This window comes from Acinetobacter sp. IRS14 (assembly GCF_034650275.1).
Taxonomy (GTDB): Bacteria; Pseudomonadota; Gammaproteobacteria; order Pseudomonadales; family Moraxellaceae; genus Acinetobacter; species Acinetobacter oleivorans.
This window is the reverse complement of record NZ_JAOVFN010000007.1, coordinates 23,242-47,995: the sequence shown is the minus strand read 5'-3', so window position 1 is coordinate 47,995 and position 24,754 is coordinate 23,242. Positions and strand designations below refer to the sequence as shown.

The window sequence follows — 24,754 nt, the reverse complement described above, 5'->3', positions numbered from 1 at the left end:
CTTCATACGATAGGAGATTTATTATGCGTGGCAATCCAGAAGTCATAGACTATTTAAATATGCTCATTGGCGGAGAATTGGCTGCCCGTGATCAATATCTAATCCATTCTCGTATGTATGAGGATTGGGGCCTAAATAAAATTTATGAACGTATTGATCATGAGATGCAAGAAGAAGCTTCTCATGCTGATGCGATCATTCGCCGTGTATTGTTCTTAGGTGCTAAACCAAACATGCATCGTGAAGATATCAATGTTGGTACAGACGTTGTATCTTGTTTAAAAGCTGATTTGGCGCTTGAATATCATGTTCGCGAAAAGTTAGCGACCGGTATCAAACTTTGTGAAGAGAAGGGCGATTACATTAGCCGTGATATGTTGCGTCAACAATTATCAGATACTGAAGAAGACCATACATACTGGTTAGAAAAGCAATTACGTTTAATTGAGTTAATTGGCTTACAAAACTATATTCAATCTCAAATTTAATAAAATGACCCAGCTTAAGCTGGGTTTTTTATGGGCTTATTTTTATAAAATCAATTCATCGCTTAAATGTTAATTTTGTCAAATTGAACATATTCAAAGCCTTACTATATAAGGCTTTGGCAGTTACAAAAAAGTCAGAAAAAATGTATCACACCCCCTGTTTTTTTTATGAAATTGGATATAATTTCGCCAACAAAACCCTTGCCTAGAAATTTAATGAGGCAAGGGTTTTTCTATGGAAAATCGGTTGGTATGGATCGCCAATGATTTTATGGTGAGTTCGCGAAATATGTTATTTACCAAACCTGCTGTTTTAGACACAGCTACTCTCTTAAGCACACAGCGTCTTGCAACACGACTAAGCTTTTTTAGCTTAGGTTTTGCGACTGCAGCTTGGGCACCTCTCATTCCTTTTGCACAGCAGCGCCTAAACCTAAATCATGCCGATTTTGGTTTACTTTTGCTTTGTATGGGTATTGGCTCAATGATTGCTATGCCTGCGACTGGTGCTTTAGTCAAGCGCTGGGGATGTCGTCCGTTAATTGCTTTAGCATTGATGCTGTTAATAGTTTTATTACCTAGCCTTACGATGTGGAGCAGCATTGTGACTATGGCTGTAGCATTGTTTGTCTTTGGATCGGCAGCAGGGTGTCTTGGAGTCGCTATCAATTTACAAGCAGTGGTTGTTGAAAAACATAGCTTGCGAGCGCTCATGTCTAGCTTCCATGGAATGTGTAGTCTTGGTGGCTTAACGGGCGCTATGCTTGTGACAGCACTATTGGCAGTAGGACTTTCACCCTTAATGAGTACTTTATCAGTCGTTATGATTTTGCTTGTTATTGGTGGTGTTGCTATTCCTTCTTGTTTAACGTCTTTTGAACAGGATGAAAAGCCACATGAAGATACAACTCAAGCACCAAAAAAACGTTACCGTCCCGATGGCATTATTCTGCTTATTGGTATGATGTGTTTTATTGCCTTTTTATCAGAAGGTGCAGCAATGGACTGGGGTGGTATTTATTTAACAAGTAAATATCAACTTAATCCTGCTTTTGCTGGTCTTGCATATACTTTCTTTGCTCTTAGCATGACCACTGGTCGTTTTGCAGGTCATGTCTTGCTTAAGCAATGGGGCGAAAAAAATATTGTGACTTATAGTGCAATTGGGGCTGCGATTGGTATGGCTGTTATTGTGACAGCACCTGTGTGGCAAGTGGTTGTATTAGGTTATGCACTATTAGGATTAGGTTGTTCTAATATTGTGCCAGTGATGTTTTCTCGCGTAGGTCGACAAAACAAGATGCCGAAAGCAGCAGCACTTTCTTTAGTATCTACGATTGCCTATACAGGCTCATTAAGTGGACCAGCTTTAATCGGTTTAATTGGTGAATGGACTGGTTTAAGCACGGTTTTAACAGGCGTAGCTGTATTGCTTTTTGTTATTGCTTTACTTAACCGTTTTACATTAATCAAGACAAATTAATTTATAAATAATAGATACCCTCTAGCGAACATCGAGAAATTAAATTTCTCGATGTTCTTTTCTAGATTTATAAAACTTGATAGATAGATTGATAATTATCTTGTAATAATCGCTGAGGCTTCATTAGTAGAGTTGGTGTCTTTTCTAAATCATCCAAGAAGTTATTTCGCCAATTGGTAAGATCAGAAGTTGTTAATCCCTCTATCAATTGCTGATAACGATTAATACGCTCAGTTTTAGACATTTCTAAAGCCATTTTTAAAGTATCCATCATTGCCGCTCTATCTTGCGGATCAACAATCAAGGCTTGAGACATCTGCTCAGCAGCTCCAGCATATTTAGATAAAATGAGTACCCCAGGATTTTCTGGGTCTTGGGCTGCAATATACTCTTTAGCGACTAGGTTCATACCATCGCGTAGTGAACTGATCCAGCAAATATCTGAATGGCGGTAAATGTGCATAAGATTATGGTGTTGAACCGTGTCATAGCAGCAATCTACCGGTCTCCAGTCTTCATGTGCAAACTCTTCGTTAATTAACTCAAGCTTGGTTTTAAAACGTTGGTATAAACGTTGATAAGCTGGAATATCGGTACGAGAAGGTATTGCCACTTGAAGATGTCGAACTAAACCATGATATTCGGGGCTGGTTTCCAAAAAGGTTGCAAACGCATTAAATCTTTCCAGTAAACCTTTTGAGTAATCAATACGATCAACCCCAATAATAGTTTTTTGACGTGGGATTTCTTCAAAATTAAACACGGAAGAGGTGGCCAAATCTTGTTGGGCTTGTTTTTGTATAAGTTCAGGCTGAACACCAATTGGGTACGATTTAATTAATATTTGACGTTTTTTATAGCTAATACTGCTGCTTTGAATTTTTTGAGCTTCGAGTAAATTCAGACAAGTCTGCATGCAGGCATTTTGGTCAATCTGAGTTTGTAAGCCAATAACATCATATTGGCTCAAGTCTTGAATTAACTCACGGGCTACCGGAATTTTATGCCAGATATTCAGACTGGCAAAAGGAATATGTAAGAAGAAACCAATTTTATTTTGCATGCCTAATTCACGGCAGTAACGCGCCACACTAAAAAAGTGATAATCATGTATCCAAATAAGATCGTCAGGCTGTGCAAGCTGTTTTAATTTTTCAGCGAATAACCGATTGACCTTTTGATAGGTGCTATATTCTTCTGCATCATATTCAATCAGATCTTCTCGGGCATGCATTGCTGGCCAGAGAACCTTATTTGCAAATCCACAGTAATATTGCGCGTATTGTTGATGAGTAAGAGGACAGGTAATGTAATCAATTCCTTCAGAATAGGCCTGTTCAAATTCTGGCGCTTCGCGATCGGTGATTTGCTGACCATTCCAGCCTAACCAAATGCCATTACTATCATTCAAAGCATCTTGTACAGCCACGGCAAGGCCACCTGCTGAAGCTTTACCTGATGGCATACTTATTCTGTTCGATAACACAATTAATTTAGACATATTTGTTCTCCATTCTCATTTTGGCTATTTTTAACATATAAGCTTTTTATTCTTTTTTTAAATAAAAGAAGAAAATTCGCGACATTATCAATATCTTTTAATCTGTAGTTGGCTTGTGTTTCGCCGGACCCTACTTTAATCGTGAGACCAGCGTGCTGATTAATAAAAATAAAACCAGATTCATCTGTTAAATCATCTCCTATAAAAATCGGTACTACAGAAGGTAAATTAAGATGATTTAATATAGTTTGAATTGCTTTACCTTTGTCAGCTTGGTTTGGTATTAACTCAACAACAAATTTCCCATGATTTATTTTTAATTGCGGATAATCAGGATTAATCTGATGCATAATATTAATAGCATCATTTTCTAGGGTAGGTTTTTTTCGATAATGTAAAGCAATAGAATATCCTTTATCCTCAATTAATAATTCAGGATATTTCTCACAAGAATTTATAATATCTTGTTTTAATTTTTTAAAATTAATCGAACTTAAATCTGGTCGAATATAATGATCTGAGCTAAAATAAATATCTAAACCATGCAAACCAGCAACAGGGATCTCAATAGACGGTAGTAGTTTGCAAGCTGTGTCTACATCTCGACCTGTTACAGCAATAACGGGTATATTTAATTTAATAATTTTTTTTATAGTTTCTAATGTAGTGTTTGGAATAAAACTTTGCTCAGGATTAATTTGGAAGGGTGCTAACGTCCCATCAATATCCAAAAATAAGCAGTAATTTTTATCTAAAGATAAAGTTTTTATAATATCATCTGGTGTAACAAAATATGTATTTTTTTCTCTCCCATCAGATATTGTACTTTGACTGTTCATATTAGCCTTCCCAATATATTTTGTTCAATAATTAATCTTCTAACATTAAAATGAATTGATGAGTCATTTCTTTTAATAAAAAAACATAAGTATTAACATTAATTACATTGCATAATGGATTTATAGGCGAAGTGTGGATTATGTTGTTTTTTGAGTGGCTTCAATGTTTAGATAATTAAAGTTTTGTATATTTAATATGAATAATACAGGTCTTATTTATCAATATATTTCAGAATATTAAATACTCATAAATCATTGATTTTACTTTTTGTAATTCAATTTTTATGTTGATTTTAAAAGATATTTTAAAACGATAATATTATATAATCCTGATAAAGTCGGCGTTGGATAGGCATATGAAGTTACAAAATAAAATTTTATTAATTACGGGTTGGGGAGTAGGCGTAGAACCTTTGCAATCTCTAAAATTGCATTTAGAAAAAGCTGGTTTTGAAACTCAACTTATTAATATTTTTAATGTTTTAGAGAGTGACTTTCAAGCTCAGCTTGATTTAGTGGCTGAAGTTGATGTGGTAATCGGTTGGTCTTTAGGTGGGCAGTTAGCATCTCAACTAGTTGATATTTTTTACAAGCAAACAGGGCAAACTAAAACTTTAATTACGCTCGCTTCAAACCCTTGTTTTGTGGCTAATGACAATTGGCAAACAGCAATGCCTACTGATGTATTTAGTCAATTTAAAGTGTCTTTTTTACAGAACCCGCAAGCTACTTTAAAGCGCTTTTATTATTTAATTACACTTGGCTCATCTCAAGCTAAAAAAGATTGGATAAGCGTACAAAATATAGCAAGCCCGCCTTCAAATGAACTTTTATTAGAAGGTTTACAAATGCTTGAACAATTAAATCTGGTAAGTAACTTAAAAAACTATCCGGGGCCACAGCTTCATCTGTTTGCTGAGCAAGATAATGTCATTCCTTGCAAAATTATGGAAAATTTTAAAGATATAGCGACAAAGAACATGAGTTATAAGCTACTAAAAGACGCTACACATGCTTTTCCCTACCTACAGGTCGAAAGAACAATTGAAGAAATCTGCCAATTTTTAACAATTCATCAGCAAAGTTAATAAGCTTTGATTGATATCGCAATTTTCTTTCATTCTTAACAGGTTTAACATGTGTTCAATGAAAGATTTGAATGCGGTAAAAGGGTAAATAGGATGACCGATAATTTTGATTTAGAACATATTTGGCATCCTTATACTTCAATGACTCAACCTTTACCCACATTTAAAGTAAAGCGTGCCTATGGGGCAACGATTGAACTAGATGATGGTAAAACTTTAATTGATGGTATGTCGTCTTGGTGGTGTGCAATTCACGGCTATAACCATCCTGAACTTAATCAGGCAGTGACAGATCAATTACAGAACATGTCACATATCATGTTTGGTGGGCTAACTCATGATCCTGCGATTGAGCTTGGGAAAATTCTTTTAAAAATTACACCGCCAAGTCTCGATAAAATTTTCTATGCAGATTCAGGTTCAGTTGCCGTTGAAGTTGCTTTGAAAATGGCTGTGCAATTTTGGACAGCACAAGGCCAACCACAAAAAACAAATTTTATTACTACGCGTTCTGGTTATCACGGTGATACATGGAATGCGATGTCTGTGTGTGATCCAGTAACAGGCATGCATCAGATTTTTGGCACAAGCTTACCAAACCGTCTTTTTGTAGCAGCACCACAGACCAAATATCATGAAGATTGGAATCCTCAAGATATTGCCGAGCTAGAACAAGCCATTCAGCAAAATCATGAAAACCTTGCTGCACTCATTATCGAACCAATTGTTCAAGGTGCAGGAGGCATGCGTTTTTATCATCCTGAATATTTACGTCAGGCTAAAGCGCTTTGCGAGAAATATCATCTGTTATTTATTTTTGATGAAATCGCTACTGGTTTTGGTCGTACTGGTAAGCTCTTTGCGTGGGAACATGCACAAGTTGAGCCCGACATTATGTGCATAGGTAAAGGGTTAACAGGCGGCTATATGACTTTGTCTGCGACTTTGACTACAAAGCATGTTGCAGAAACAATTAGTCGCGGCGAGGCTGGGGTATTTATGCACGGTCCAACCTTTATGGCCAATCCGCTTGCTTGCGCTGTTGCCTTGAGAAGTACGCAATTGTTAATTGAGCAAGATTGGCAAGCCAATATTAAGCGAATTGAGCAACAGCTTAGCCAATATTTAACACCTTTAAGTCAGCTTGATTATGTTACTGATGTACGAGTGTTGGGTGCAATTGGTGTCGTAGAACTTACCTTTAATGTCGATATGAAAACTTTACAGCAACAATTTGTAGACCGTGGAATCTGGATTCGTCCTTTTGGCAAACTGGTTTATGTGATGCCACCGTATGTCATCACTCAACAAGAGCTAAGTGATTTGCTTGAACAATTAGTTGACGTTGTTAAAACGTTGCAGGGAGCACATTAAGATGTCATTGCTTGATCATTTTGCTAACGAGTTAGATGAGTTAAAACAACAAGGTAATTTCAGACAATTTACCCAAAATGTGCAGCATGGCCGTTTTATTACAATTCAAAATAAAACAATGCTCAACTTAGCTTCAAATGATTATCTTGGACTGGCGGCTGATCTAAATCTTCGCCAAGAGTTTTTAGATAGCTTGCCGTTAGAGCGGAGCTATTTTAGTTCTTCATCGGCCCGTTTATTGACGGGTAATTTTGATGAATATGAACAGTTGGAAAATAGCCTAAGTAAAGCATTTGGTGGTCGGTCGGCTCTGCTATTTAATAGTGGCTATCACATGAATATTGGTATTTTACCAGCTGTTTCTGATAGTAAAACTTTAATTTTGGCAGATAAGTTAGTCCATGCGAGCATGATTGACGGTATACGTTTATCTGGTGCGCAGTATGTGCGTTATCGACATAATGATTTACAGCACTTAGAACAACTTCTGCAAAAGTATCATGATGATGACAAGATTGAACGAATCATTGTGGCTACAGAAAGTATTTTTAGTATGGATGGTGATGAAACGGATTTAGCCGCATTAGTCCAGCTTAAAAAACGTTTTGCTAAAACCATGCTGTATGTTGATGAGGCACACTCAATTGGTGTTCGTGGTCAGCAAGGCTTAGGATGTGCTGAACAATATAATGTGATTCAGGAAATTGATTTTCTTGTTGGTACCTTCGGTAAAGCATTAGCAGCAGTCGGTGGTTACATTATTTGCGATCCAATTATTAAAGACTATCTTATTAATAAAATGCGCCCGCTTATTTTTACGACCTCTCAACCTCCTATTATTGTAGCTTGGGTAAACTTTATATTCCAAAAAGTATTGGTTGCTCAACCTCAGCGTGAACACCTAAAAAATATTAGCCAATATCTTCAACAAGCCGTTGTACAAAAGGGTTATGTAAGCCCGTCGACTAGTCATATTGTTCCAGTTATTGTTGGAGAAAGTCAGGCTGCGATCGATAAGGCAAAACACGTTCAAGAAAGCGGCTTTTATGCCATGCCTGTACGCCCACCAACAGTACCTAAAAATAGTGCACGTTTGCGTATTTCTTTAACGTCAATGGTGCAGCAACATGAGCTTGAAAAATTGGTGAGTTTTCTGTGAGTTTGAATAAAAACTTGGTTGCCCAGCGTTTTGCCAAAGCTGGGCAAAGCTATTCAGAGCATGCAATAGTTCAAAAACAAATTTGCCAAAATTTAGCGGGCTTACTAAAGCAGTTTTGCCCAAGTACTATGTCACGTGTTTTTGAAATCGGTTGTGGTTCTGGCAATTTAACTCGTCTTATTACTGCATCTTTTCAGATTGAAGAGTTAATTTTGAATGATCTGTATGCAGATGTGCAGCAGCACTTCAATCATCAAGAAAATCTGAAATGGTTAATTGGGGACATTGAAACTTTAGAGTTTCCCCAGCAGCTCGATATGATTGTTTCAGGTTCTGCTTTGCAATGGATGCAGGATTTACCGCGTTTACTCGAACGTTGTAATGGGGCTTTAGTTGATCAAAGCTGGTTATGCTTCTCAACATTCGGCTCTCAGAATTTAATGGAAATTAAAGAGCTGACAGGCCAAGGCTTAAGTTATTGGTCAGTTGAAAATTGGAATAGTGCCTTAACTCAGGCTGGTTTTGAGATTTTGCATTTGTCAGAGTCGGAAACTCAACTCTATTTTGATTCGCCTAAAGCTGTGTTGCAGCATTTAAAAGCAACAGGTGTAACGGCAACTGCTCAGCACCGTTGGACTAAGCAAACTTTACAACAGTTTTATCAAGATTATGATCGGTTTAAGTACGCTGAGGGATATTCCCTAACATATCATCCGATTTATTGTATTGCCCGGAGAGTGAAGTAAATGAGTGGCCAGATCTATTTTGTGAGTGGGATTGATACCGACATTGGTAAAACCTACGCTACAGGCTTTTTAGCAAAATTATGGACTGAGCAGGGTAAAAAAGTGATTACCCAAAAACTTATTCAGACGGGTAATGCTGATATTTCTGAAGATATCGAAAAGCATCGTGAAATTATGGGGCAGGGCTGGTTTCAAGAAGATCATGACAAGCTAACCATGCCTGAAATTTTTAGCTATCCTGCTTCGCCTCATCTTGCAACACGCCTAGATAACCGAGAAATTGATTTTCAAAAAATTGAAAATGCAACGCAAACATTAGCAGAGCGTTTTGAAATTGTATTGTTAGAAGGTGCGGGCGGCTTAATGGTGCCACTAACCACCAGTCTGCTTAGCATTGATTATGTTGCTCAGCACCAGTTTCCAGTTATTTTAGTAACATCAGGTCGTTTAGGAAGTATTAACCATACTTTACTTAGTCTGGAAGCACTTAAGTCTCGTGGACTTAAATTAAAAGCTTTGGTTTATAACTTAAAAGATGAATCAAAAGATCCATTAATTTCTCAAGATACTTCAAATTATCTGAAAGACTATTTAGCAGTCCATTTCCCTAAAGCTGAATGGATTGAACTGGAAAAAATGAATTAAGTTAAAAAAGCTCTATAAAAAAACCGCTCTAATTTGAGCGGTTTTTTTATATGATTAAATAACTTAGAATTTCTTTGAACCACGGTTAAAACCAGTCGATTTACGTTGGTTACCCGTGTTAGCCGGAGCTTCTTTTTCTTCATCACGACGTTGTTGGCGTAAGTAACCGCCACGACGAGCAGCCATTGGCTTTTCAGTCATACGGTCAGTACGACGTTTTGCCATACCAAATAAACCTGTACCTTGACGTGGTTTTAACTCAACAGATTTTGCTAGATTATCGATGTCAGTTTTATCGAGTTCCATCCAGCGGCCAGTACGTAATTCGCGTGGTAAAATAACTGTACCGTAGCGCGTACGCAATAAGCGGCTTACTTTAAGTTCTTGTGATTCAAAAATACGACGAACCTCACGGTTACGACCTTCTTTCACCACAACTTGGTACCAGCGGTTAATACCTTCGCCACCAATTTCAGAGAAAGATTCAAATTTAGCAGGGCCATCTTCAAGTTCTACGCCATTTACCATGTTTTGGCGTATTTTAGGTGTTACTTCACCCATAACTCGAACAGCATATTCACGTTCAACTTCATTTGATGGGTGCATTAAGCGGTTAGCAAGCTCACCATCATTTGTAAATAGTAATAAACCAGTACTGTTAATATCTAGACGACCTACCATTACCCAGCGGTCATTCGCAATTTGTGGCAAATGATCAAATACGGTCGGGCGTTTTTCAGGATCATTACGTGAACAGATTTCGCCTTCTGGCTTATAGTAAATCAATACACGGCGACGAATTTCGTCTTCAATTTGAAACTGAACTTTACGGCCATCAATGCGTAATTCATCGCCTGGTTCAATGCGCTCACCCACTTGGGCAACACGACCGTTTACACTCACGCGTCCTGCGGCAATAACCTCTTCCATATATCGGCGGGAACCTAATCCGATTCGCGCTAATACTTTTTGCAATTTTTCACTCATGACAGCACAACCTTAGACATAATGATCAACAGTCCACCTCTTTATGATTTCGGTGCATTTGCATCGAGAGCCATAAAGGCTTCCTTGGCGTTCTGTAGGGGAGGCAATTGGCCTAGCGATGCTAGACCAAAAGCATTCAGAAACTGAGGCGTTGTAATTAGCAACGCGGGTCTTCCGGGTAAATCTCTAAAACCGGCTTCTTTAATCCAGTTCCAGTCAAATAGTGTTCTAAGAATCTGACTATTATTAGACACACCACGAATTTGTTCAATATCAGCGCGGGTAACCGGTTGATGATAAGCAATGACAGCCAGGGTTTCTAGTAATGAAGGCGACAGTTTTGTTGGTCGCTCTGGCCAAATTTGAGCAATAATACTACGATATTTAGATCGTACCTGAAAGCGAAACCCTTGCGCTGTTTCAATCAATTCAATAGATCGGCCATGTTGTAATAGCGCGAGCTGTTGTAAAAGTTGACGAAGCTGTTGTTTATTATATTGATTATTAAATGCTTCTTTTAAACGGGCAATTGAAACGGGCGCTTCACTGGCAAAAATAATAGCTTCAAGTTGTAATAAGACTTCGTGATGGATGTCAGCTAATGACAAATCCGAATTATTTTGTTCAAAGCTCATATTGAAGATCCTTGAATTGCTAACGGAGCTTCAATACCTGAGGCAATAATTTTAATTCGCTGTTGTCGGGTTAACTCTAAAACAGCCATAAATGTCACAACCATTCCCATGCGACCTTGCAGAGGATTGAGTAATTCTTTAAAACTTAACACGTCACCAGACTCTAATTTCTCTTCAATATATGCAATGCGTTCTTCTAGTAAGACAGGCTCTTGAGCTACAACATGCGTAATAGGTTCTGGTCGGTTAAACACACAGAACAATGCATCATGTAATGCTGAAATATCATAGCCTTCATAAACAGGAGCAATATGGCCTAAGCTCACATTTGCACTGAATGTATCACGCTCAAGAATTGGCATTTGACCCAAACGTTCAGCTGCTTGCTTGATTCGTAGATAGGTTTCAAGTCGATCAATAAGTTCTTGTTTAGGGTCTTTTTCAATACTGATGATTGTTGGCTTTGGTAAAAGTAGGCGAGACTTTAAATCTGCCAATAAAGCTGCCATCACCATATAATCAGCGGTTAGCTCAATATTTAAGGATTTCATACTATCCATATAAGTTAAATATTGAGTTGCGATAGGCGCAATATCGACGTGAATTAAATCAAAACCGTTTTTTTGAATCAGATAAATTAAAAAATCTAGGGGACCTTCAAACTGTTCGAGCAAAATCTCAAATGCAGCAGGAGGGATATAGAGATCTTCAGGAATCTTGTCATGCCACTCATCTAAAACACGGATGTGTGGAGCGTCTTCCATGGATTGATGAAGTGATTGATTCATTACGATTATAAGCCACGCGAATTTTCAAAAGCATGAGACTTGTTATTCAAGTCAAAGAGAGCTGTAAACAGAAGAACAGCAGATAGTGAAAATCATTCTAAATGAATTGTGCCTTTTAATAAATTACTTAACGACTAAAGTGTAAAAAAAATCCAAAATAAATAAAGAGTATTTTTTTTAGTGATAATACTTTTTTTTAAACTATTGGTAAAAATTGTAAGTGCTTATTCAAAAGCACTTACATCGCCAATACCACGACGGATAATTTCAGGATGTTCACCCGATAAGTCGACAATACTTGTGCTTGTTAAAGTACCGAAACCGCCATCAATAAATACATCGATTCGTTTATCTAGCTGATTTTCAATATCGTAAGGATCATCTAGAGGATCTTCTTGGCCCGGTAAAATTAATGTACTCGTAAGTAGGGGCTCACCAAGTTCTTGTAATAAAGCCTGACAAATTGGATTACTTGGAATACGTAAGCCAATCGTTTTCTTCTTAGGATGCATTAACCTACGAGGAACTTCACTTGTTGCAGGTAAAATGAATGTCGTTATAGCAGGGGTATTCGCTTTCAATAAACGATATGTTGCATTATCAACTTTTGCATACGTTGCAATATCTGACAAGTCACAGCACATAATGGCATATTGATGTTTAGGTCCTAAACCGCGAATCTGCGCAATACGTTCCATGGCATTTTTATTACCGATTTGGCAGCCAATTGCGTAGGCTGCATCGGTAGGATAAACCACAACATCTCCGGCACGAATGCGTTCAACCGCTTGGCTAATAAGGCGTTGCTGTGGATTTTCAGGATGTACATGTAAATGCATCATATTTTAGAGACTCCATCACGCCAGTGTTAAAATAATTATTAGGCTTTTTAAATAACCTATGCAAGTAATTAACGTGGTTTTTTTGTCAATTAATCAAGGAGTTCACGATTAAATTCATTTAATTGTAATGCTAGGCCTGAACGTGTACATTGGCAAATAAAACCAATAAATGCTGCTGCATCACGTGGCAACTTGGCTTCACCTGAAAAGTAACGTTGTACTTGAGCATAGACATTATCTTTAAATATTTTGCCATCTCCACCATCACCTGTCAGATTATCAAGCGAGACTCTAAATTTTCTACCAATAGACTGTGCAAATAACCATTCAATTGCCTGAGGCTTAATTTCTACTTGTTCAAATAGACTTTGCTGTTCTTGCGTACGGCCATCGGGAGCGTACCAATATCCTAGATCCGGTAATAGACGTCTTTTTTCACCTGCAATAGACCAATGACTAATTTCATGTAAGGCACTATTAAAGAAACCATGGGCAAATTGAATCTTGGCAGGTTCTATATTTGTTGCAGGGAAATATTCTGGTTCAAAATCTCCACGAACTAATGTCACATTATGGTGGGAAAACCAGTGATTAAAGTGTAAAATAAGCCAATCGACTTGCTCAGACTCCGATTTTGAGCTTGACCATGGTGAGAGTTGCACTATGTCAGGTACAAGAGTGTTCTGATGAGTTGAATGGGTGCAAACGAGTAATGAAGTGTTAACTTCAGGTTGCGGCTGCAACAGGTGCATTGCTTAATTTACCCCGAGTTCTGTCTAAAGAAGTGCAAAATTGTATCTTAATCTTTGACAGAGTACCGATGAATTTGTAGAATTGCCGCCTTAATTATGTCAGCAAATACCTTTCCGGCACAGATTGAGCCGTTTAAATGGGCTGAACAAGGCTTTACATGGTCAGGTCAACTGCCCTTGTCTCGCTTTGCTCGTATCGCTCGTGAAGCTGTTGGATCAATTGATAATCAATTGATCAACATAGACTGTAAGCTATCAATGGATGCATATCATCGCATTGTGTGGATGGATGGTCATATGGACACGATAGTTCCAATGGAGTGCCAACGTTGTTTGGAACCTGTTGAAATGCCTCTTGTCTTAGACTTTCATATTGCATTAGTGGATGATGAGTCACTGATAGAGCGCTTGGATGAGGATGCTGATTTCATCGTTTTAGGTGAAAGTGAGTCTTCGACGAAAGGCGATTATGATACGCCTGCCTCGATTAACTTGCTCGCATTACTAGAAGATGAACTGTTATTGTTGATGCCTTTATCTCCCAAGCATGATGCTTGTGAAAATAAACATCAACCTACCATTCAAAATGTTGTTGAAGAAAAACGGGATAACCCGTTTGATGTTTTGGCAGGTTTGAAGGGTAAACTTAACTCATAATTTGTGATATAATTGTGAGATAAGACAACTGAATTTGTTCTGATCCATTTTTTCGATCTTTGTAAGGAGCCATCATGGCCGTTCAGCAAAACCGTAAAAGTCGCTCTCGCCGTGACATGCGCCGTTCACATGACGCTTTAACCGAGAATGCATTAACAGTAGACCAAGCAACTGGTGAAACTCATCGTCGTCACCACGTGACTAAAGACGGTTTCTACCGTGGTCGTCAATTATTCGCTAAAGCAGCTGATGCTGAATAATTGTATGATATGCATTAAGCGTGATGCTTAAGTATAGAAAAAATGGGAGCGAAAGCTCCCTTTTTTTGTTGTTTTTCGCAATTATAAAAATATAAATAACATGTTAAATTTCCGCTCCAGAAATGAGTGAAAACCCAAAAAAGGATTTCTTATGTCTGCTAAACGTCTTGAACAAGTAGCTTTAGCCACAAAAACTGCGTTTGTGTTTCCAGGTCAAGGTTCACAAAAAGTCGGTATGCTTGCTGAACTAGCAGAACAGTTTAGTGGGGTTGGGCAAACCTTTGCGGAAGCTTCAGATGCACTTGGATTTGATCTGTGGCATATTGCGCAAAGTGGAGAAGGTCTCAACCAAACGGAAAATACCCAACCTGTGTTATTAACTGCCAGTATCGCTTTATGGCGTGTATGGCTTGATTTAGGTGGTCTGGCACCTAAGTACCTTGCAGGACATTCTCTAGGTGAATACAGCGCTTTGGTTGCTGCAGGATCTATGAGCTTGGCAGATGCAGTGAAACTCGTGAATTTGCGTGGCAAACTCATGCAAAGCGCTGTTCCTCAAGGGGAAGGAGCTATGGCTGCCATCCTTGGTTTGGCTGATGAAAAAGTGGTTGAACTTTGCCAAATCGTGAATGCAGAAGGTCAAGGCTCAGTAGAAGCTGCAAACTATAATTCACAAGGCCAAGTCGTAATTGCCGGAAGTACAGCATCTGTACAACAAGTAATGGCTTTGGCAAAAGAGCAATCTGCTAAGGCAATTGCTTTACCTGTGTCAGTTCCTTCGCATTGTTCATTGATGAAGCCTGCTGCTGAAAAATTTGCAGAAGCTTTGGAACAAACTGCCATTGAGCTGCCTACCATACCTGTAATACAAAATGTCAACGCGGGAATAGCTACCGATGTTGCTCAATTGCGTCAGGCGTTGACTGCTCAATTGTACCAATCTGTACAATGGACAGACACGATGCAGTTCTTACAAGACCAAGGTATTCACTACGTTGTTGAGTGTGGCCCTGGTACAGTATTGAGTAATCTCGCGAAGCGTTTACCAAATATAGAAAAAGCTTTTGCGATTGATAGCAAGAGTAAAATGGAAGATGCCCTAAATGCTGTTTTAGTGGCAGAAGGAAAAATTGCATGACACAAGAACGCAAAGTTGCATTAGTAACGGGCGCGAGTCGGGGCATTGGCGCTGCAATTGCCCAGCAACTTATTCAAGACGGTTATTTTGTTGTAGGTACTGCGACATCTGAATCTGGTGCACAAAAGTTAAGTGAAAGCTTTGGTGAGCAAGGTGCAGGTTTAGCTCTCGATGTGCGTAATCTCGATGAGATTGAAGCAGTCGTTTCTCATATTGAACAGAACTATGGCCCGGTGCTTGTTTTGGTTAATAATGCGGGTATCACGAAAGACAATCTATTGCTACGCATGTCAGAAGATGATTGGGATGATATTCTCAACATTCACCTCAAAGCTGTTTATCGTTTATCTAAACGTGTGCTTAAAGGTATGACAAAAGCGCGCTTTGGCCGCATTATTAATATTAGTTCTGTTGTTGCGCACTTTGCAAACCCAGGCCAAGCGAACTACTCTGCTGCAAAAGCAGGTATTGAAGCGTTTAGCCGTAGTCTTGCAAAAGAGATGGGTAGCCGCCAAATCACTGTGAACAGTGTGGCACCAGGTTTCATCGCAACAGAAATGACAGATGCACTTAGTGAAGACATTCGCAAAAAAATGAGTGATCAAGTGGCTTTAAATCGCTTAGGTGAGCCACAAGATATCGCAAATGCGGTGAGTTTCCTTGCAAGTGATAAAGCAGGTTACATTACCGGTACGGTATTACATGTAAATGGTGGTTTATACATGGCCTAAGGCTGATGTATAAACTTTTAAAAATTTTTATATTCAATTAAACTAGTGGCAAATCAAACGCCACAAGCAATGAGGAGAATTCCTGTGAGCGATATCGAACTACGCGTTAAACAAGCGGTTGCAGAACAACTTGGTCTTAAAGCTGAAGAGATTAAAAACGAAGCATCTTTTATGGATGACTTAGGTGCTGACTCTTTAGATTTAGTTGAGCTTGTAATGTCTTTCGAAAATGACTTCGACATCACTATCCCTGATGAAGATTCTAACGAAATCACTACAGTTCAATCTGCAATTGACTATGTAACTAAAAAACTTGGTTAATTCGCATATTGCTGAATAAAAAGAAGGCCACCGTAAGGTGGCTTTTTTTATTTGATAAAAAAATTAAGAGATACATATTTTTACAAGATCAACCTCAATTGATAGCAGAGGCATAACTTTTTTGAAGTATAACAATAAAGGTCAGTTTAATGACTTTACTATAAACAATAATATGAGGACTAAAAGATGGGTCTTTTTGATTTTGTAAAAGGTATTGGTAAGAAAAATACCGCTCCTGCAGAACCACAACCAGCTCCGGCAACACCAGCAGAACCTTCTGCACAAGAAGTTGCAAATAAATTATTAGGTTTAATTAAAAGTTTAGGCTTAGGGGTAGAGGGCTTATCTGTAACCTATAATGGTGCTACAGATACCGCAATTATTAAAGGGCAGGTAAAAAGCCAAGCAGATAAAGAGAAAATTATTCTTATTGTTGGCAACATTGATCATGTGGCGCAAGTTGATGACCAGATGACTGTTGCAACTCCTGAACCAGAAAGTAAGTTTTATACAGTGAAATCTGGTGACAACCTTTCAAAAATTGCCAAAGAGTTTTACGGTGATGCAAATCAGTATCCAAAAATCTTTGAAGCAAATAAACCAATGCTAAAAGATCCAGATGAGATCTTCCCTGGACAGGTTTTACGTATTCCTCAATAATTGATAGTAATAAAAAAGGCGCTTTTGGCGCCTTTTTTTCTTTTTAGAATCTTTTTGGTATTTTTTGCCCATTTGGCACTGGAGTGTCAGCATTCTTTAAAACACCGAATAACCATGTTTCAGCATGTTGAACTGCAATTTTTAAAGAATCACCTAAAGCTAAACGACCAGCAATAAAACTAGCTAAAGAACAACCTGATCCATGATATTCGCCTTCAAGACGGGGGCAGCTACTACTCGCTGCAAGCTCACCATTAATATATAAACTATTTTTAATATGATCTGGTGTATCTTCGTGCCCACCCTTAACTAATACAGCTTTAGCACCCATTTCAAAAAGTTTTTTGGTTGCTTGGTCTAAGTCATCAGTAGCTGTTAATGCACGTAATTCGACCGTGTTGGGAGTAATAATAGTGGCTAGGGGAATAAGCTCAACAAATGCTTTAACAAGAGTCGCTTGATCACCTAAAGAGCCACCGCTGTTTGCCACTAAAACAGGATCAAGTACATATTGATAGTCAGGATGTGCACGAAGAAATTCAGCTAGAGCAGCAATATTATCTGTAGTGCCAAGCATGCCTGACTTAACGCATTTAATTGGTAAATCACCAACAACGGCATTGGCTTGAGCTAATAAAAGTTCTTTTGAGGTTGCTTCGAAGCCAAATACTTGTTGTGAGTTCTGGATGGTAAGCGCTGTACATGCAATTGCTGCATGAGCACCACTTTGTCCAATCGCTTCAATATCAGCTTGTAAACCTGCACCACCTGAAGGGTCTAAACCCGAGAAACAAAGTACGGTTGGACGCACGGTTATTTCCTTTTCATTTTAAATTTACGTTAGTATAAGAGAGTTTGATTAAACTCTCGACCAATTGAATTAAATACTTTACTGGGTTAGTGATTGAATGGCTATAAAACATATTTTGATTGATTTAGATGGAACCCTAACAGACCCAAAAGTTGGTATCCATACTTCAATTCGCTATGCAATGGAAAAACTAGGCTATCCATTGGCTGCCGATTTAAATATTGACTGGACCATTGGCCCACCCTTAAAACCTTCACTCGCAAAATTGTTGGCTACTCAAGATGATGCGTTAGCTGAGCAAGCTCTACTTGCTTATCGTGAGCGTTTCTCGGTGATTGGTTTATTTGAAAATGAAGTATATCCTTCTGTTGTACAGACACTTAAAGCGTTAAAAGAAGAAGGGTATCGTTTATTTGTTGCCACTGCGAAACCAACGATTTATGCAAAACGTATTTTAGATCATTTTGAATTAAGCCAATATTTTGTACATATTTATGGTAGTGAACTGACAGGTGAGCGCACCAATAAAGCTGAACTTATTCATTATATTCTTGAACATGAGCAACTAAGCCCAGAAGAATGCTTAATGGTAGGTGACCGTCAATATGATGTTTTAGGTGCACGTCATAACGGTATTGAGGCAGTCGCAGTAACTTATGGCTATGGAACAGCAGAGGAACTTGCTCAAGCACAACCAAAAGTAATGATTAATCAATTCTCTGAACTCTTGGACTATGTTGAAGAAGTGGCAGCACAAAAGAAAGTTTCTTAAATATAAGTAAGTTTTAATTTAAAGGTTTGGCTTTGATATAAAGCCAAACCTTTTTTTATTTAAACACCGTGTTGTTGGCGATACTGAACAAGTTCTTCAATCGTAATCACAGTTAAATGATGAGTTTGTGCATAAGCTAAAACTTGAATGCCTGATGCCATAGTGCCATCTGGGTTGGTCAATTCACATAACACACCAGCAGGTTTTAAACCGGCTAATCTTGCAAGATCAATTGTTCCTTCAGTATGACCACGTCGAGTAAGCACTCCGCCATTACGTGCACGTAACGGAAAAACGTGGCCTGGACGATTAAGATCGCTTGGGACAGCACCATCTTTAATTGCAGTTTGAATGGTAGTAACACGGTCTTTAGCAGAAACACCTGTAGTAACACCTTGAGCAGCTTCAATGGTTACTGTGAAAGCGGTATGAAACTGGCTCGAGTTTTGAGAAACCATTGGTGGTAGTTCTAGATGGTCTGCTAGCTCTTCTGTAAGGCATAAACATACGATACCTGAGCCATCACGAATCATGCGTGCCATTGTTTCTACCGTTAACGTTTCGGCTGCAACAATGAGATCAGCTTCATTTTCACGGTCAAAGTCATCCATAACCAAGACTGGTTTACCTTTACGGATATCTTCTAATGCTTGTTGAATGCGCTGCTCAGCCGGAGAGAGGGCTGAGAAAAAAAGTTCTGGTTGAATTAAGCTAGACATAATGAAACGCTCTCGTAAAAATACGGTTGAACATTTCAGGACTGATGTAAAAACAGGCTGGCACTGAAATAAAACGGATTTATCCCAGTTCGTCGTCTTCTTTCATCCGGACTATACCGTCGGCTTTGGAGTTTCACCAAATCTGCTCAAATTACACAATTTAAGCTCGTGGGCTTGTTAATTTATTTATAAAAATTAACTTTACCACCGGTGGGGAATTACACCCCGCCCTGAAGCGATGGGTTTTATTATAGCGCGCTTGGCAAAATTGGCTAGATGCTTTTGTAGAATGCTAAGTCTCATTATGAATAAGTATTTTCATAAACAGAATTAAGCTTTTTAACAAGAGCTTACTTGTTGATATGAAAATGGAATGCTATGTTTTTTATAGAAAATTATAAATAAAATAGGTGTTTCATGCAGATAAGAGACTATTATCCTCTAACAAATAGCTCATTTATTCAGCATCTCCATATTTTCAGTTATGTATTTATGGCGGTAAGTATTCTTTATTTAATTGCTGCTAACTGGTTGATGCTTCCAGATAGCATTCAACTCGCTATCCCGCCCCTTATATTACTTGTGACAGCATGGTTCAGTGTAAAAGATACCTTAACTGAAGGTGTTAGGCAGACCTTACACAGTATTTGTGGCTTGATGATAGGCTTAAGCTTGGCCGTTATCGGACAGGTTTATCAAACTGGTGCAGACAGTTATTTGCTTTTTTTAATTTGGACATTGCTTTTACTACCGTGGCTATATCGACCGAATATTGGAATTTTTGGTCTAATTTGTATAACCAGCCAGCTCACACTTTTTTTATTTTTTAAACAGACTTTTTGGTCAGAAAAGTTTCCATATTTATATCTGTTCGCTCTAAATTTATTAAGCCTTGTTGAGTTTTGGATATGTATAAAGAAGTATCGCGCTTTAAGATTTGTTTTTATCGCTTGGTTTGCCGTTATTTCAATCATTGGAATGATTCAATATTTATCGAATGAAAATATTCCTTATCTGATTTCGGCTTTCTTTTCAGGAATCATCGCTTTTTATTATTTCTTCAAAAAAGATGATCAGTTATGTGCCAGTTTAATGGCTGCTGTTCTTGGTGTGACAGCAACAATATGGCTCGTAGATGGGATTAATAACTTATTTAAAGATTCTAATGAATTTATCTTTTTATTAATTGCGGGCATTATTTTTATTTGGTTTGCACTGATTAGTTATCTTTTAATAAAAATTTTTCGTCAAAGCCGCTTTTATGTCATTCCATTGGCAATTGGTGCTTGGCTTGCAGGTCTAGCACTTGCAGCTTTTACGCTGGTGTTTTGGGAGGCCATTTCTTTAGTCATTGGAATTATTTTTGTTGGATTAGCTTTTATTCTTTTAAAGAAATCACAAAGCTATTTCTTTCGACAATTTGCTTATTGTTTATTTATCAGTGGACAGACCGCTTTCTTATTTCATCTGGGTTCAGAAACAGATCAAATTCTATGGGTTTTAATTGCGCAGATTTTTATTCTATGTATCAGTCATTTCCTTAAACCGCATTGGTTCTTCATTTTAATTCAAATGCTTGCTACATATGGCATCGCTTTTATCTACTTGCTACAACTAGACCATTCATTGTGGTCAATACATTCTACTCAGACCTATTTAAATTTAACTTTGCTCAGTTACTTGGTTTTTAGTTTGGTGTTGTTGCCTAAGAGTGAATCAATAGCGTTATATGAGCGTAGTATTTTTTTATGTGTGCTTGTCGTAATTTTAGTAGCTTCTTTTTTCGATGCTTTTATTGGTTTAATTCCAGAGAGTTCGATAGGTCACCAGCTATGGGTTTTATATTTGCTACCTAGTATATGGTTGCTATGTTTTGGTATTTTTCATTTATATAGACAACTTCATGGAGTAACTTTTTTTGCCTTTTTAATTTTTGGCATATTGCTTATTACACTTGGCTATTTTGAAATTTTTATCCTGTTCATTATTTTAACGTGGGCATTAAAAAAGAAAGATTATATAGTTTATGGAGTTAGCTTGGCTGTATTAGTTTTAGTGTTCTGGCAGCTCTACTACAACTTACAAATAACTTTTCTAGCCAAGAGTGCTTCAATTTTTATTTCTGGTGTTGTTCTCTTTGCTCTGTCATGGTTACTTCATCATGAAAATAAAGATGATCTCGTTGAAGTTGAAGGAGAGAAAAAATGAAAAAGTATTTTTCTCTTATTCTTGCATTAGTCACCCTATTAATCTTTGTAGGATTAGTGGCAAAAAACGAATGGCATCTGCATCATAGTAAAAGTATTTTTATTGAACTTAGACCAGTCGATCCTCGTTCAATTTTACAAGGTGACTATATGGCACTGGCTTATGAGTTAAATTTACAATCTCTTAAAGCTCTTGCAGGAAGTGAAAGTGAGGCTCTAGATCAGGTAATTTTTAATCATTCTTCTGTTCAAGCAAAAGTTATTTTAGATTCACAAAATCGAGTAGTTCATACAATTTTAGATAGTAACAATTCATTTGCTGGGCAAAGTTTAATTTTAAAAAATCCTGAAAATCGTTTACAGGCTTTATATCCCGCTTCACGAAGTTTCTTGTTTGCCGAAGGTCTAGCTCAATGCTATCAGAAAGCAAAGTATGCTGAATTTAAGGTAAATACAAAAGGAGAGGCGATTCTGTTTGATTTGCGAGGAGAGGGGCTTCAAGCATTAAATTGCAAACAGCACAAGAACTGGTTGAAAGGAACTATTTAGGGTATATAAAATTATAAAAGCCCGTCAATGCGGGCTTTTTTATTCTTAGAATAAATTAGGCAACTTGAACAGGAATACAATTCGCTGTGTGGTTGACTGTATTATTTGGGTTTGCATAGACCAAACGTGGTTTATGAATATTTGCTTCAGCTTCAGTAAAATCGCCAAATGTAGCAATAATGACTAGATCACCAACGTCTGCTTGATGTGCAGCACCGCCGTTTACTGAAATAATTCCAGAGTTATCTTCACCACGAATCGCATAAGTCGTGAAGCGTTTGCCATTGGTTACATTCCAAACATGAATTTCTTCATATTCGCGAATACCAGCTAAGTCCATCAATACGCCATCAATTGCACAAGAACCTTCATAGTGAAGTTCAGCATGGGTTACAACTGCACGGTGAATTTTGCATTTTAATAAACGAGATAGCATGGCTAGCGTCTCCTGAGTAGACCTAAGATGTAGATCTTATGGTGAAATCTTTAGCTTTTGCGGTTGGCAAAGTGGCTGATGCGCATTTTGCTCCTAAAAAAGCAAGATAGCAAGCATGATTGTTCAACAATTTAAGTGGGTTTATATGCATTAATTTGATTCATGGCCTGTGGAACTTGTCCTTGAACAAGTAGTTTCACTTTAGAAAGGGCATGATCAATTGCTGCATCCATCAGACTTTGTTCACTACTTGGTGCTTTTCCAAGTACGTGACCTGAAACTCTTTCTTTTGAGCCAGGATGTCCGATACCAATACGTAAACGATGAAAATTTGGACCAATATGAGGGACAATGTCACGTAAACCGTTATGACCACCATGACCACCGCCTGTTTTAAGACGAATTACACCAGGGTTCATATCAAGTTCATCGTGAGCAATCAAAATTGCTTCGGGAGCAATTTGATAAAATTTTGCAAATGGAACTACACTTTGTCCAGAACGGTTCATAAATGTAGTGGGTAGAAGTAGACGGACATCGTGTCCTTCTATATTACCACGTCCACTGATTCCGTGAAATTTCGGATCATTTTTTAATGTAATGCCATATTTATTAGCAAGCTGTTCAATGAACCAAAAGCCTGCATTATGGCGGGTTTGGGCATATTCTGAACCAGGATTGCCCAAACCAACAATTAGCGAAATATTTGACACTAATCTACGCCTTTCAACACTTATGCGCGTTTGAAGTCAGCGTGCATAGGAGTGTTTTTAGATGGGTGACGTTGTAACGCTTGGATTTTAACGTTTTCAACTTTGTCGCCCACTTTGATTTCTACAACTTCTTCAAAGAAAGCATTGTTTTCTAAAGCTTTTACAAGCTCACGAAGTTCTAAAGTAATAGCTACAGGCTCAGCATTGCCACCATAAATGATAGCTGGAATTAATGCTTCGTGACGAAGGCGGCGGCTCGCACCTTTCCCTTGTTTGTCTTCAGCACGCGCTTGAGCGTTTAATACGAAGTTTGCCATGAGTAAATCCTCATTAAAGTTTAAATATACTAAACTTGCGACCAGTTTAGTGATAGAAAACCCCAGCCAAGGCCAGGGTTCATAAAAGCTGCGGTATTATAAACTATCGAACATCGCACTGATAGATTCTTCGTTATTAATACGACGAATCGTTTCAGCAACCATGCTAGCAACAGAAACCTGACGGATTTTGCCCAAGGTTAATGCTTCATCAGAAAGAGGAATGGTGTCAGTGACAACCAATTCATCAATAACTGAATTACGTAAGTTTTCAATAGCCTTGCCAGAAAGTACAGGGTGAGTTGCGTATGCAACTACACGGCGTGCACCAAATTGCTTAAGCGCATCAGCTGCTTTGCACAATGTACCGGCAGTATCAACCATGTCATCTACGATAACGCAATCACGATCTTTTACGTCACCAATTAAGTGCATAACTTGCGACTCATTGGCTTTTTGACGACGTTTGTCAATAATTGCTAAATCGATGTCACCCATCTGTTTGGCAACGGCACGAGCACGTACTACACCACCAACGTCAGGAGAAACCACCATAAGGTTGTCATGCTGTTGTTGACGTAAGTCAGCAAGCAAAGCAGGAGTACCGTAGATGTTGTCGACTGGAATATCGAAGAAACCCTGAATTTGGTCAGCATGTAAGTCAATCATTACGACACGATCAATACCAACAGTAGTAAGCATGTCTGCAACAACTTTAGCTGTAATCGGTACACGTGCAGAACGTGGACGACGGTCTTGGCGAGCATAACCAAAATAAGGGATAACAGCGGTAATACGACCAGCACTTGCACGACGCAAAGCGTCTGCCATAACCAAGATTTCCATAAGGTTATCATTGGTAGGGGCACAAGTAGGCTGAACGATAAATACGTCTTTACCACGAACATTTTCAGTAATTTCTACTGAAATTTCTCCATCAGAAAAGTGACCGACTGATGCAGCACCTAGAGGGATATGTAAGTGACTTACGACTTTTTGAGCGAACTGTGGATGAGCATTTCCACTAAAAACGACAAGATTGGGCATGAAGCACCCTTGGCGGTTGGTATGTAATTAAATAGATGGCAGGGGCGGCTGGATTCGAACCAACGGATGCCGAGATCAAAACCCGGTGC

29 protein-coding genes and 1 riboswitch are annotated in these 24,754 nt (G+C 38.3%); of the genes, 16 read left to right on the top strand and 13 right to left on the bottom strand.

Translation table 11 applies throughout. The annotated features are described in order from the left end of the window. The first annotated feature begins 23 nt into the window (after positions 1–23). Together ftn and ODQ17_RS08825 are read left to right on the top strand one after the other, a co-directional pair. Positions 24–488: a heteropolymeric bacterioferritin subunit Ftn gene (gene ftn, locus ODQ17_RS08830; RefSeq protein WP_001214863.1), complete on the top strand. Its 465-nt coding sequence runs from the start codon at positions 24–26 to the stop codon at positions 486–488. 289 nt (positions 489–777) lie between these two features. Next, entirely contained in the window at positions 778–1,971 is a 1,194-nt protein-coding gene (locus ODQ17_RS08825) for an MFS transporter (protein ID WP_081402212.1), read from the top strand. Positions 1,972–2,038: 67 nt separating this feature from the next. On the opposite strand, the gene ODQ17_RS08820 is transcribed toward ODQ17_RS08825, so the two are convergent. Then, entirely contained in the window at positions 2,039–3,472 is a 1,434-nt protein-coding gene (locus tag ODQ17_RS08820) for an alpha,alpha-trehalose-phosphate synthase (UDP-forming) (protein ID WP_322902994.1), read from the bottom strand. Further along, a complete protein-coding gene (gene otsB / locus ODQ17_RS08815; RefSeq protein ID WP_322902992.1) occupies positions 3,460–4,311 on the bottom strand; it encodes a trehalose-phosphatase in 852 nt (283 codons plus the stop codon). The genes ODQ17_RS08820 and otsB overlap by 13 nt, the downstream gene beginning before the upstream one ends. Positions 4,312–4,667: 356 nt before the next feature. Between otsB and ODQ17_RS08810 the strand changes: the two genes are divergently transcribed. From ODQ17_RS08810 to bioD, 5 genes are all read left to right on the top strand, one after another. Next, positions 4,668–5,399: a hydrolase gene (locus tag ODQ17_RS08810; RefSeq protein WP_322902990.1), complete on the top strand. Its 732-nt coding sequence runs from the start codon at positions 4,668–4,670 to the stop codon at positions 5,397–5,399. Positions 5,400–5,492: 93 nt separating this feature from the next. Continuing rightward, complete coding sequence (gene bioA / locus ODQ17_RS08805; protein WP_322902988.1) at positions 5,493–6,773, top strand: adenosylmethionine--8-amino-7-oxononanoate transaminase; 1,281 nt, start codon at positions 5,493–5,495, stop codon at positions 6,771–6,773. Between the two features lies 1 nt (position 6,774). Further along, positions 6,775–7,932, top strand: coding sequence for an 8-amino-7-oxononanoate synthase (locus ODQ17_RS08800; protein WP_322902986.1), 1,158 nt, complete (start codon positions 6,775–6,777; stop codon positions 7,930–7,932). After that, entirely contained in the window at positions 7,929–8,678 is a 750-nt protein-coding gene (bioC, locus tag ODQ17_RS08795) for a malonyl-ACP O-methyltransferase BioC (RefSeq protein ID WP_322902984.1), read from the top strand. Before ODQ17_RS08800 ends, bioC begins: the two co-directional genes overlap by 4 nt. Beyond that, positions 8,679–9,323: a dethiobiotin synthase gene (gene bioD, locus ODQ17_RS08790; RefSeq protein WP_151821720.1), complete on the top strand. Its 645-nt coding sequence runs from the start codon at positions 8,679–8,681 to the stop codon at positions 9,321–9,323. A 63-nt stretch (positions 9,324–9,386) separates the two neighbouring features. On the opposite strand, the gene rluB is transcribed toward bioD, so the two are convergent. The 5 genes from rluB to ODQ17_RS08765 all read right to left on the bottom strand — a co-directional run bounded on the left by rluB (position 9,387) and on the right by ODQ17_RS08765 (position 13,327). After that, positions 9,387–10,310 (bottom strand): 23S rRNA pseudouridine(2605) synthase RluB, encoded by a 924-nt coding sequence (rluB, locus tag ODQ17_RS08785; protein WP_004794225.1) that lies wholly within the window; start codon positions 10,308–10,310, stop codon positions 9,387–9,389. A 41-nt stretch (positions 10,311–10,351) separates the two neighbouring features. Continuing rightward, positions 10,352–10,945 (bottom strand): SMC-Scp complex subunit ScpB, encoded by a 594-nt coding sequence (gene scpB / locus ODQ17_RS08780; protein WP_004641560.1) that lies wholly within the window; start codon positions 10,943–10,945, stop codon positions 10,352–10,354. Further along, the gene (locus ODQ17_RS08775) at positions 10,942–11,733 is read right to left on the bottom strand and encodes a segregation and condensation protein A (RefSeq protein WP_034590956.1); all 792 of its coding nucleotides are present in this window, start codon (positions 11,731–11,733) and stop codon (positions 10,942–10,944) included. Before ODQ17_RS08775 ends, scpB begins: the two co-directional genes overlap by 4 nt. Positions 11,734–11,957: 224 nt before the next feature. After that, the gene (locus ODQ17_RS08770) at positions 11,958–12,575 is read right to left on the bottom strand and encodes an L-threonylcarbamoyladenylate synthase (RefSeq protein WP_004794219.1); all 618 of its coding nucleotides are present in this window, start codon (positions 12,573–12,575) and stop codon (positions 11,958–11,960) included. An 89-nt stretch (positions 12,576–12,664) separates the two neighbouring features. Beyond that, a complete protein-coding gene (locus ODQ17_RS08765) occupies positions 12,665–13,327 on the bottom strand; it encodes an elongation factor P hydroxylase (protein WP_322902980.1) in 663 nt (220 codons plus the stop codon). A gap of 96 nt (positions 13,328–13,423) precedes the next feature. Here ODQ17_RS08765 and ODQ17_RS08760 point away from each other — a divergent pair, with 96 nt between their 5' ends. The 6 genes from ODQ17_RS08760 to lysM all read left to right on the top strand — a co-directional run bounded on the left by ODQ17_RS08760 (position 13,424) and on the right by lysM (position 17,094). After that, positions 13,424–13,984, top strand: coding sequence for a YceD family protein (locus ODQ17_RS08760; RefSeq protein ID WP_004794216.1), 561 nt, complete (start codon positions 13,424–13,426; stop codon positions 13,982–13,984). Between the two features lie 74 nt (positions 13,985–14,058). After that, positions 14,059–14,244, top strand: a complete 186-nt coding sequence (gene rpmF / locus ODQ17_RS08755; RefSeq protein ID WP_000290730.1) for a 50S ribosomal protein L32 — start codon at positions 14,059–14,061, stop codon at positions 14,242–14,244. Between the two features lie 151 nt (positions 14,245–14,395). Then, positions 14,396–15,382 (top strand): ACP S-malonyltransferase, encoded by a 987-nt coding sequence (gene fabD, locus ODQ17_RS08750; protein ID WP_005303062.1) that lies wholly within the window; start codon positions 14,396–14,398, stop codon positions 15,380–15,382. Then, positions 15,379–16,113: a 3-oxoacyl-ACP reductase FabG gene (gene fabG, locus ODQ17_RS08745; RefSeq protein WP_004794212.1), complete on the top strand. Its 735-nt coding sequence runs from the start codon at positions 15,379–15,381 to the stop codon at positions 16,111–16,113. Before fabD ends, fabG begins: the two co-directional genes overlap by 4 nt. 84 nt (positions 16,114–16,197) lie before the next feature. After that, a complete protein-coding gene (gene acpP, locus ODQ17_RS08740; RefSeq protein ID WP_004641570.1) occupies positions 16,198–16,434 on the top strand; it encodes an acyl carrier protein in 237 nt (78 codons plus the stop codon). A 186-nt stretch (positions 16,435–16,620) separates the two neighbouring features. After that, positions 16,621–17,094, top strand: a complete 474-nt coding sequence (gene lysM / locus ODQ17_RS08735; protein WP_005303067.1) for a peptidoglycan-binding protein LysM — start codon at positions 16,621–16,623, stop codon at positions 17,092–17,094. A 43-nt stretch (positions 17,095–17,137) separates the two neighbouring features. Here the strand turns inward: lysM and ODQ17_RS08730 are convergent, their stop codons facing one another. Continuing rightward, positions 17,138–17,905: a hydroxymethylpyrimidine/phosphomethylpyrimidine kinase gene (locus tag ODQ17_RS08730; RefSeq protein ID WP_322902977.1), complete on the bottom strand. Its 768-nt coding sequence runs from the start codon at positions 17,903–17,905 to the stop codon at positions 17,138–17,140. A 97-nt stretch (positions 17,906–18,002) separates the two neighbouring features. Between ODQ17_RS08730 and ODQ17_RS08725 the strand changes: the two genes are divergently transcribed. Further along, positions 18,003–18,677 (top strand): HAD-IA family hydrolase, encoded by a 675-nt coding sequence (locus tag ODQ17_RS08725; protein WP_322902975.1) that lies wholly within the window; start codon positions 18,003–18,005, stop codon positions 18,675–18,677. 59 nt (positions 18,678–18,736) lie between these two features. Here the strand turns inward: ODQ17_RS08725 and ribB are convergent, their stop codons facing one another. After that, positions 18,737–19,396: a 3,4-dihydroxy-2-butanone-4-phosphate synthase gene (ribB, locus tag ODQ17_RS08720; protein WP_005303071.1), complete on the bottom strand. Its 660-nt coding sequence runs from the start codon at positions 19,394–19,396 to the stop codon at positions 18,737–18,739. A 90-nt stretch (positions 19,397–19,486) separates the two neighbouring features. After that, a riboswitch (FMN riboswitch) is annotated at positions 19,487–19,637 on the bottom strand. A gap of 176 nt (positions 19,638–19,813) precedes the next feature. On the opposite strand from ribB, the gene ODQ17_RS08715 reads away from it, so the two are divergent. Further along, positions 19,814–21,604, top strand: a complete 1,791-nt coding sequence (locus ODQ17_RS08715) for a DUF2157 domain-containing protein (RefSeq protein ID WP_322902973.1) — start codon at positions 19,814–19,816, stop codon at positions 21,602–21,604. Beyond that, positions 21,601–22,152 carry a GDYXXLXY domain-containing protein gene (locus tag ODQ17_RS08710; RefSeq protein WP_322902971.1) on the top strand — a complete coding sequence of 184 codons (552 nt, stop codon included), beginning with the start codon at positions 21,601–21,603 and terminating at the stop codon, positions 22,150–22,152. The genes ODQ17_RS08715 and ODQ17_RS08710 overlap by 4 nt, the downstream gene beginning before the upstream one ends. Positions 22,153–22,207: 55 nt before the next feature. Here the strand turns inward: ODQ17_RS08710 and panD are convergent, their stop codons facing one another. The 4 genes from panD to ODQ17_RS08690 all read right to left on the bottom strand — a co-directional run bounded on the left by panD (position 22,208) and on the right by ODQ17_RS08690 (position 24,665). Next, positions 22,208–22,588 (bottom strand): aspartate 1-decarboxylase, encoded by a 381-nt coding sequence (gene panD, locus ODQ17_RS08705; protein WP_002120296.1) that lies wholly within the window; start codon positions 22,586–22,588, stop codon positions 22,208–22,210. A 131-nt stretch (positions 22,589–22,719) separates the two neighbouring features. Continuing rightward, entirely contained in the window at positions 22,720–23,301 is a 582-nt protein-coding gene (gene pth, locus ODQ17_RS08700; protein ID WP_003653332.1) for an aminoacyl-tRNA hydrolase, read from the bottom strand. A 20-nt stretch (positions 23,302–23,321) separates the two neighbouring features. Next, positions 23,322–23,618 carry a 50S ribosomal protein L25 gene (gene rplY / locus ODQ17_RS08695; RefSeq protein WP_004794199.1) on the bottom strand — a complete coding sequence of 99 codons (297 nt, stop codon included), beginning with the start codon at positions 23,616–23,618 and terminating at the stop codon, positions 23,322–23,324. Between the two features lie 96 nt (positions 23,619–23,714). Beyond that, positions 23,715–24,665 (bottom strand): ribose-phosphate pyrophosphokinase, encoded by a 951-nt coding sequence (locus ODQ17_RS08690; protein ID WP_005303079.1) that lies wholly within the window; start codon positions 24,663–24,665, stop codon positions 23,715–23,717. Positions 24,666–24,754: the final 89 nt, after the last annotated feature.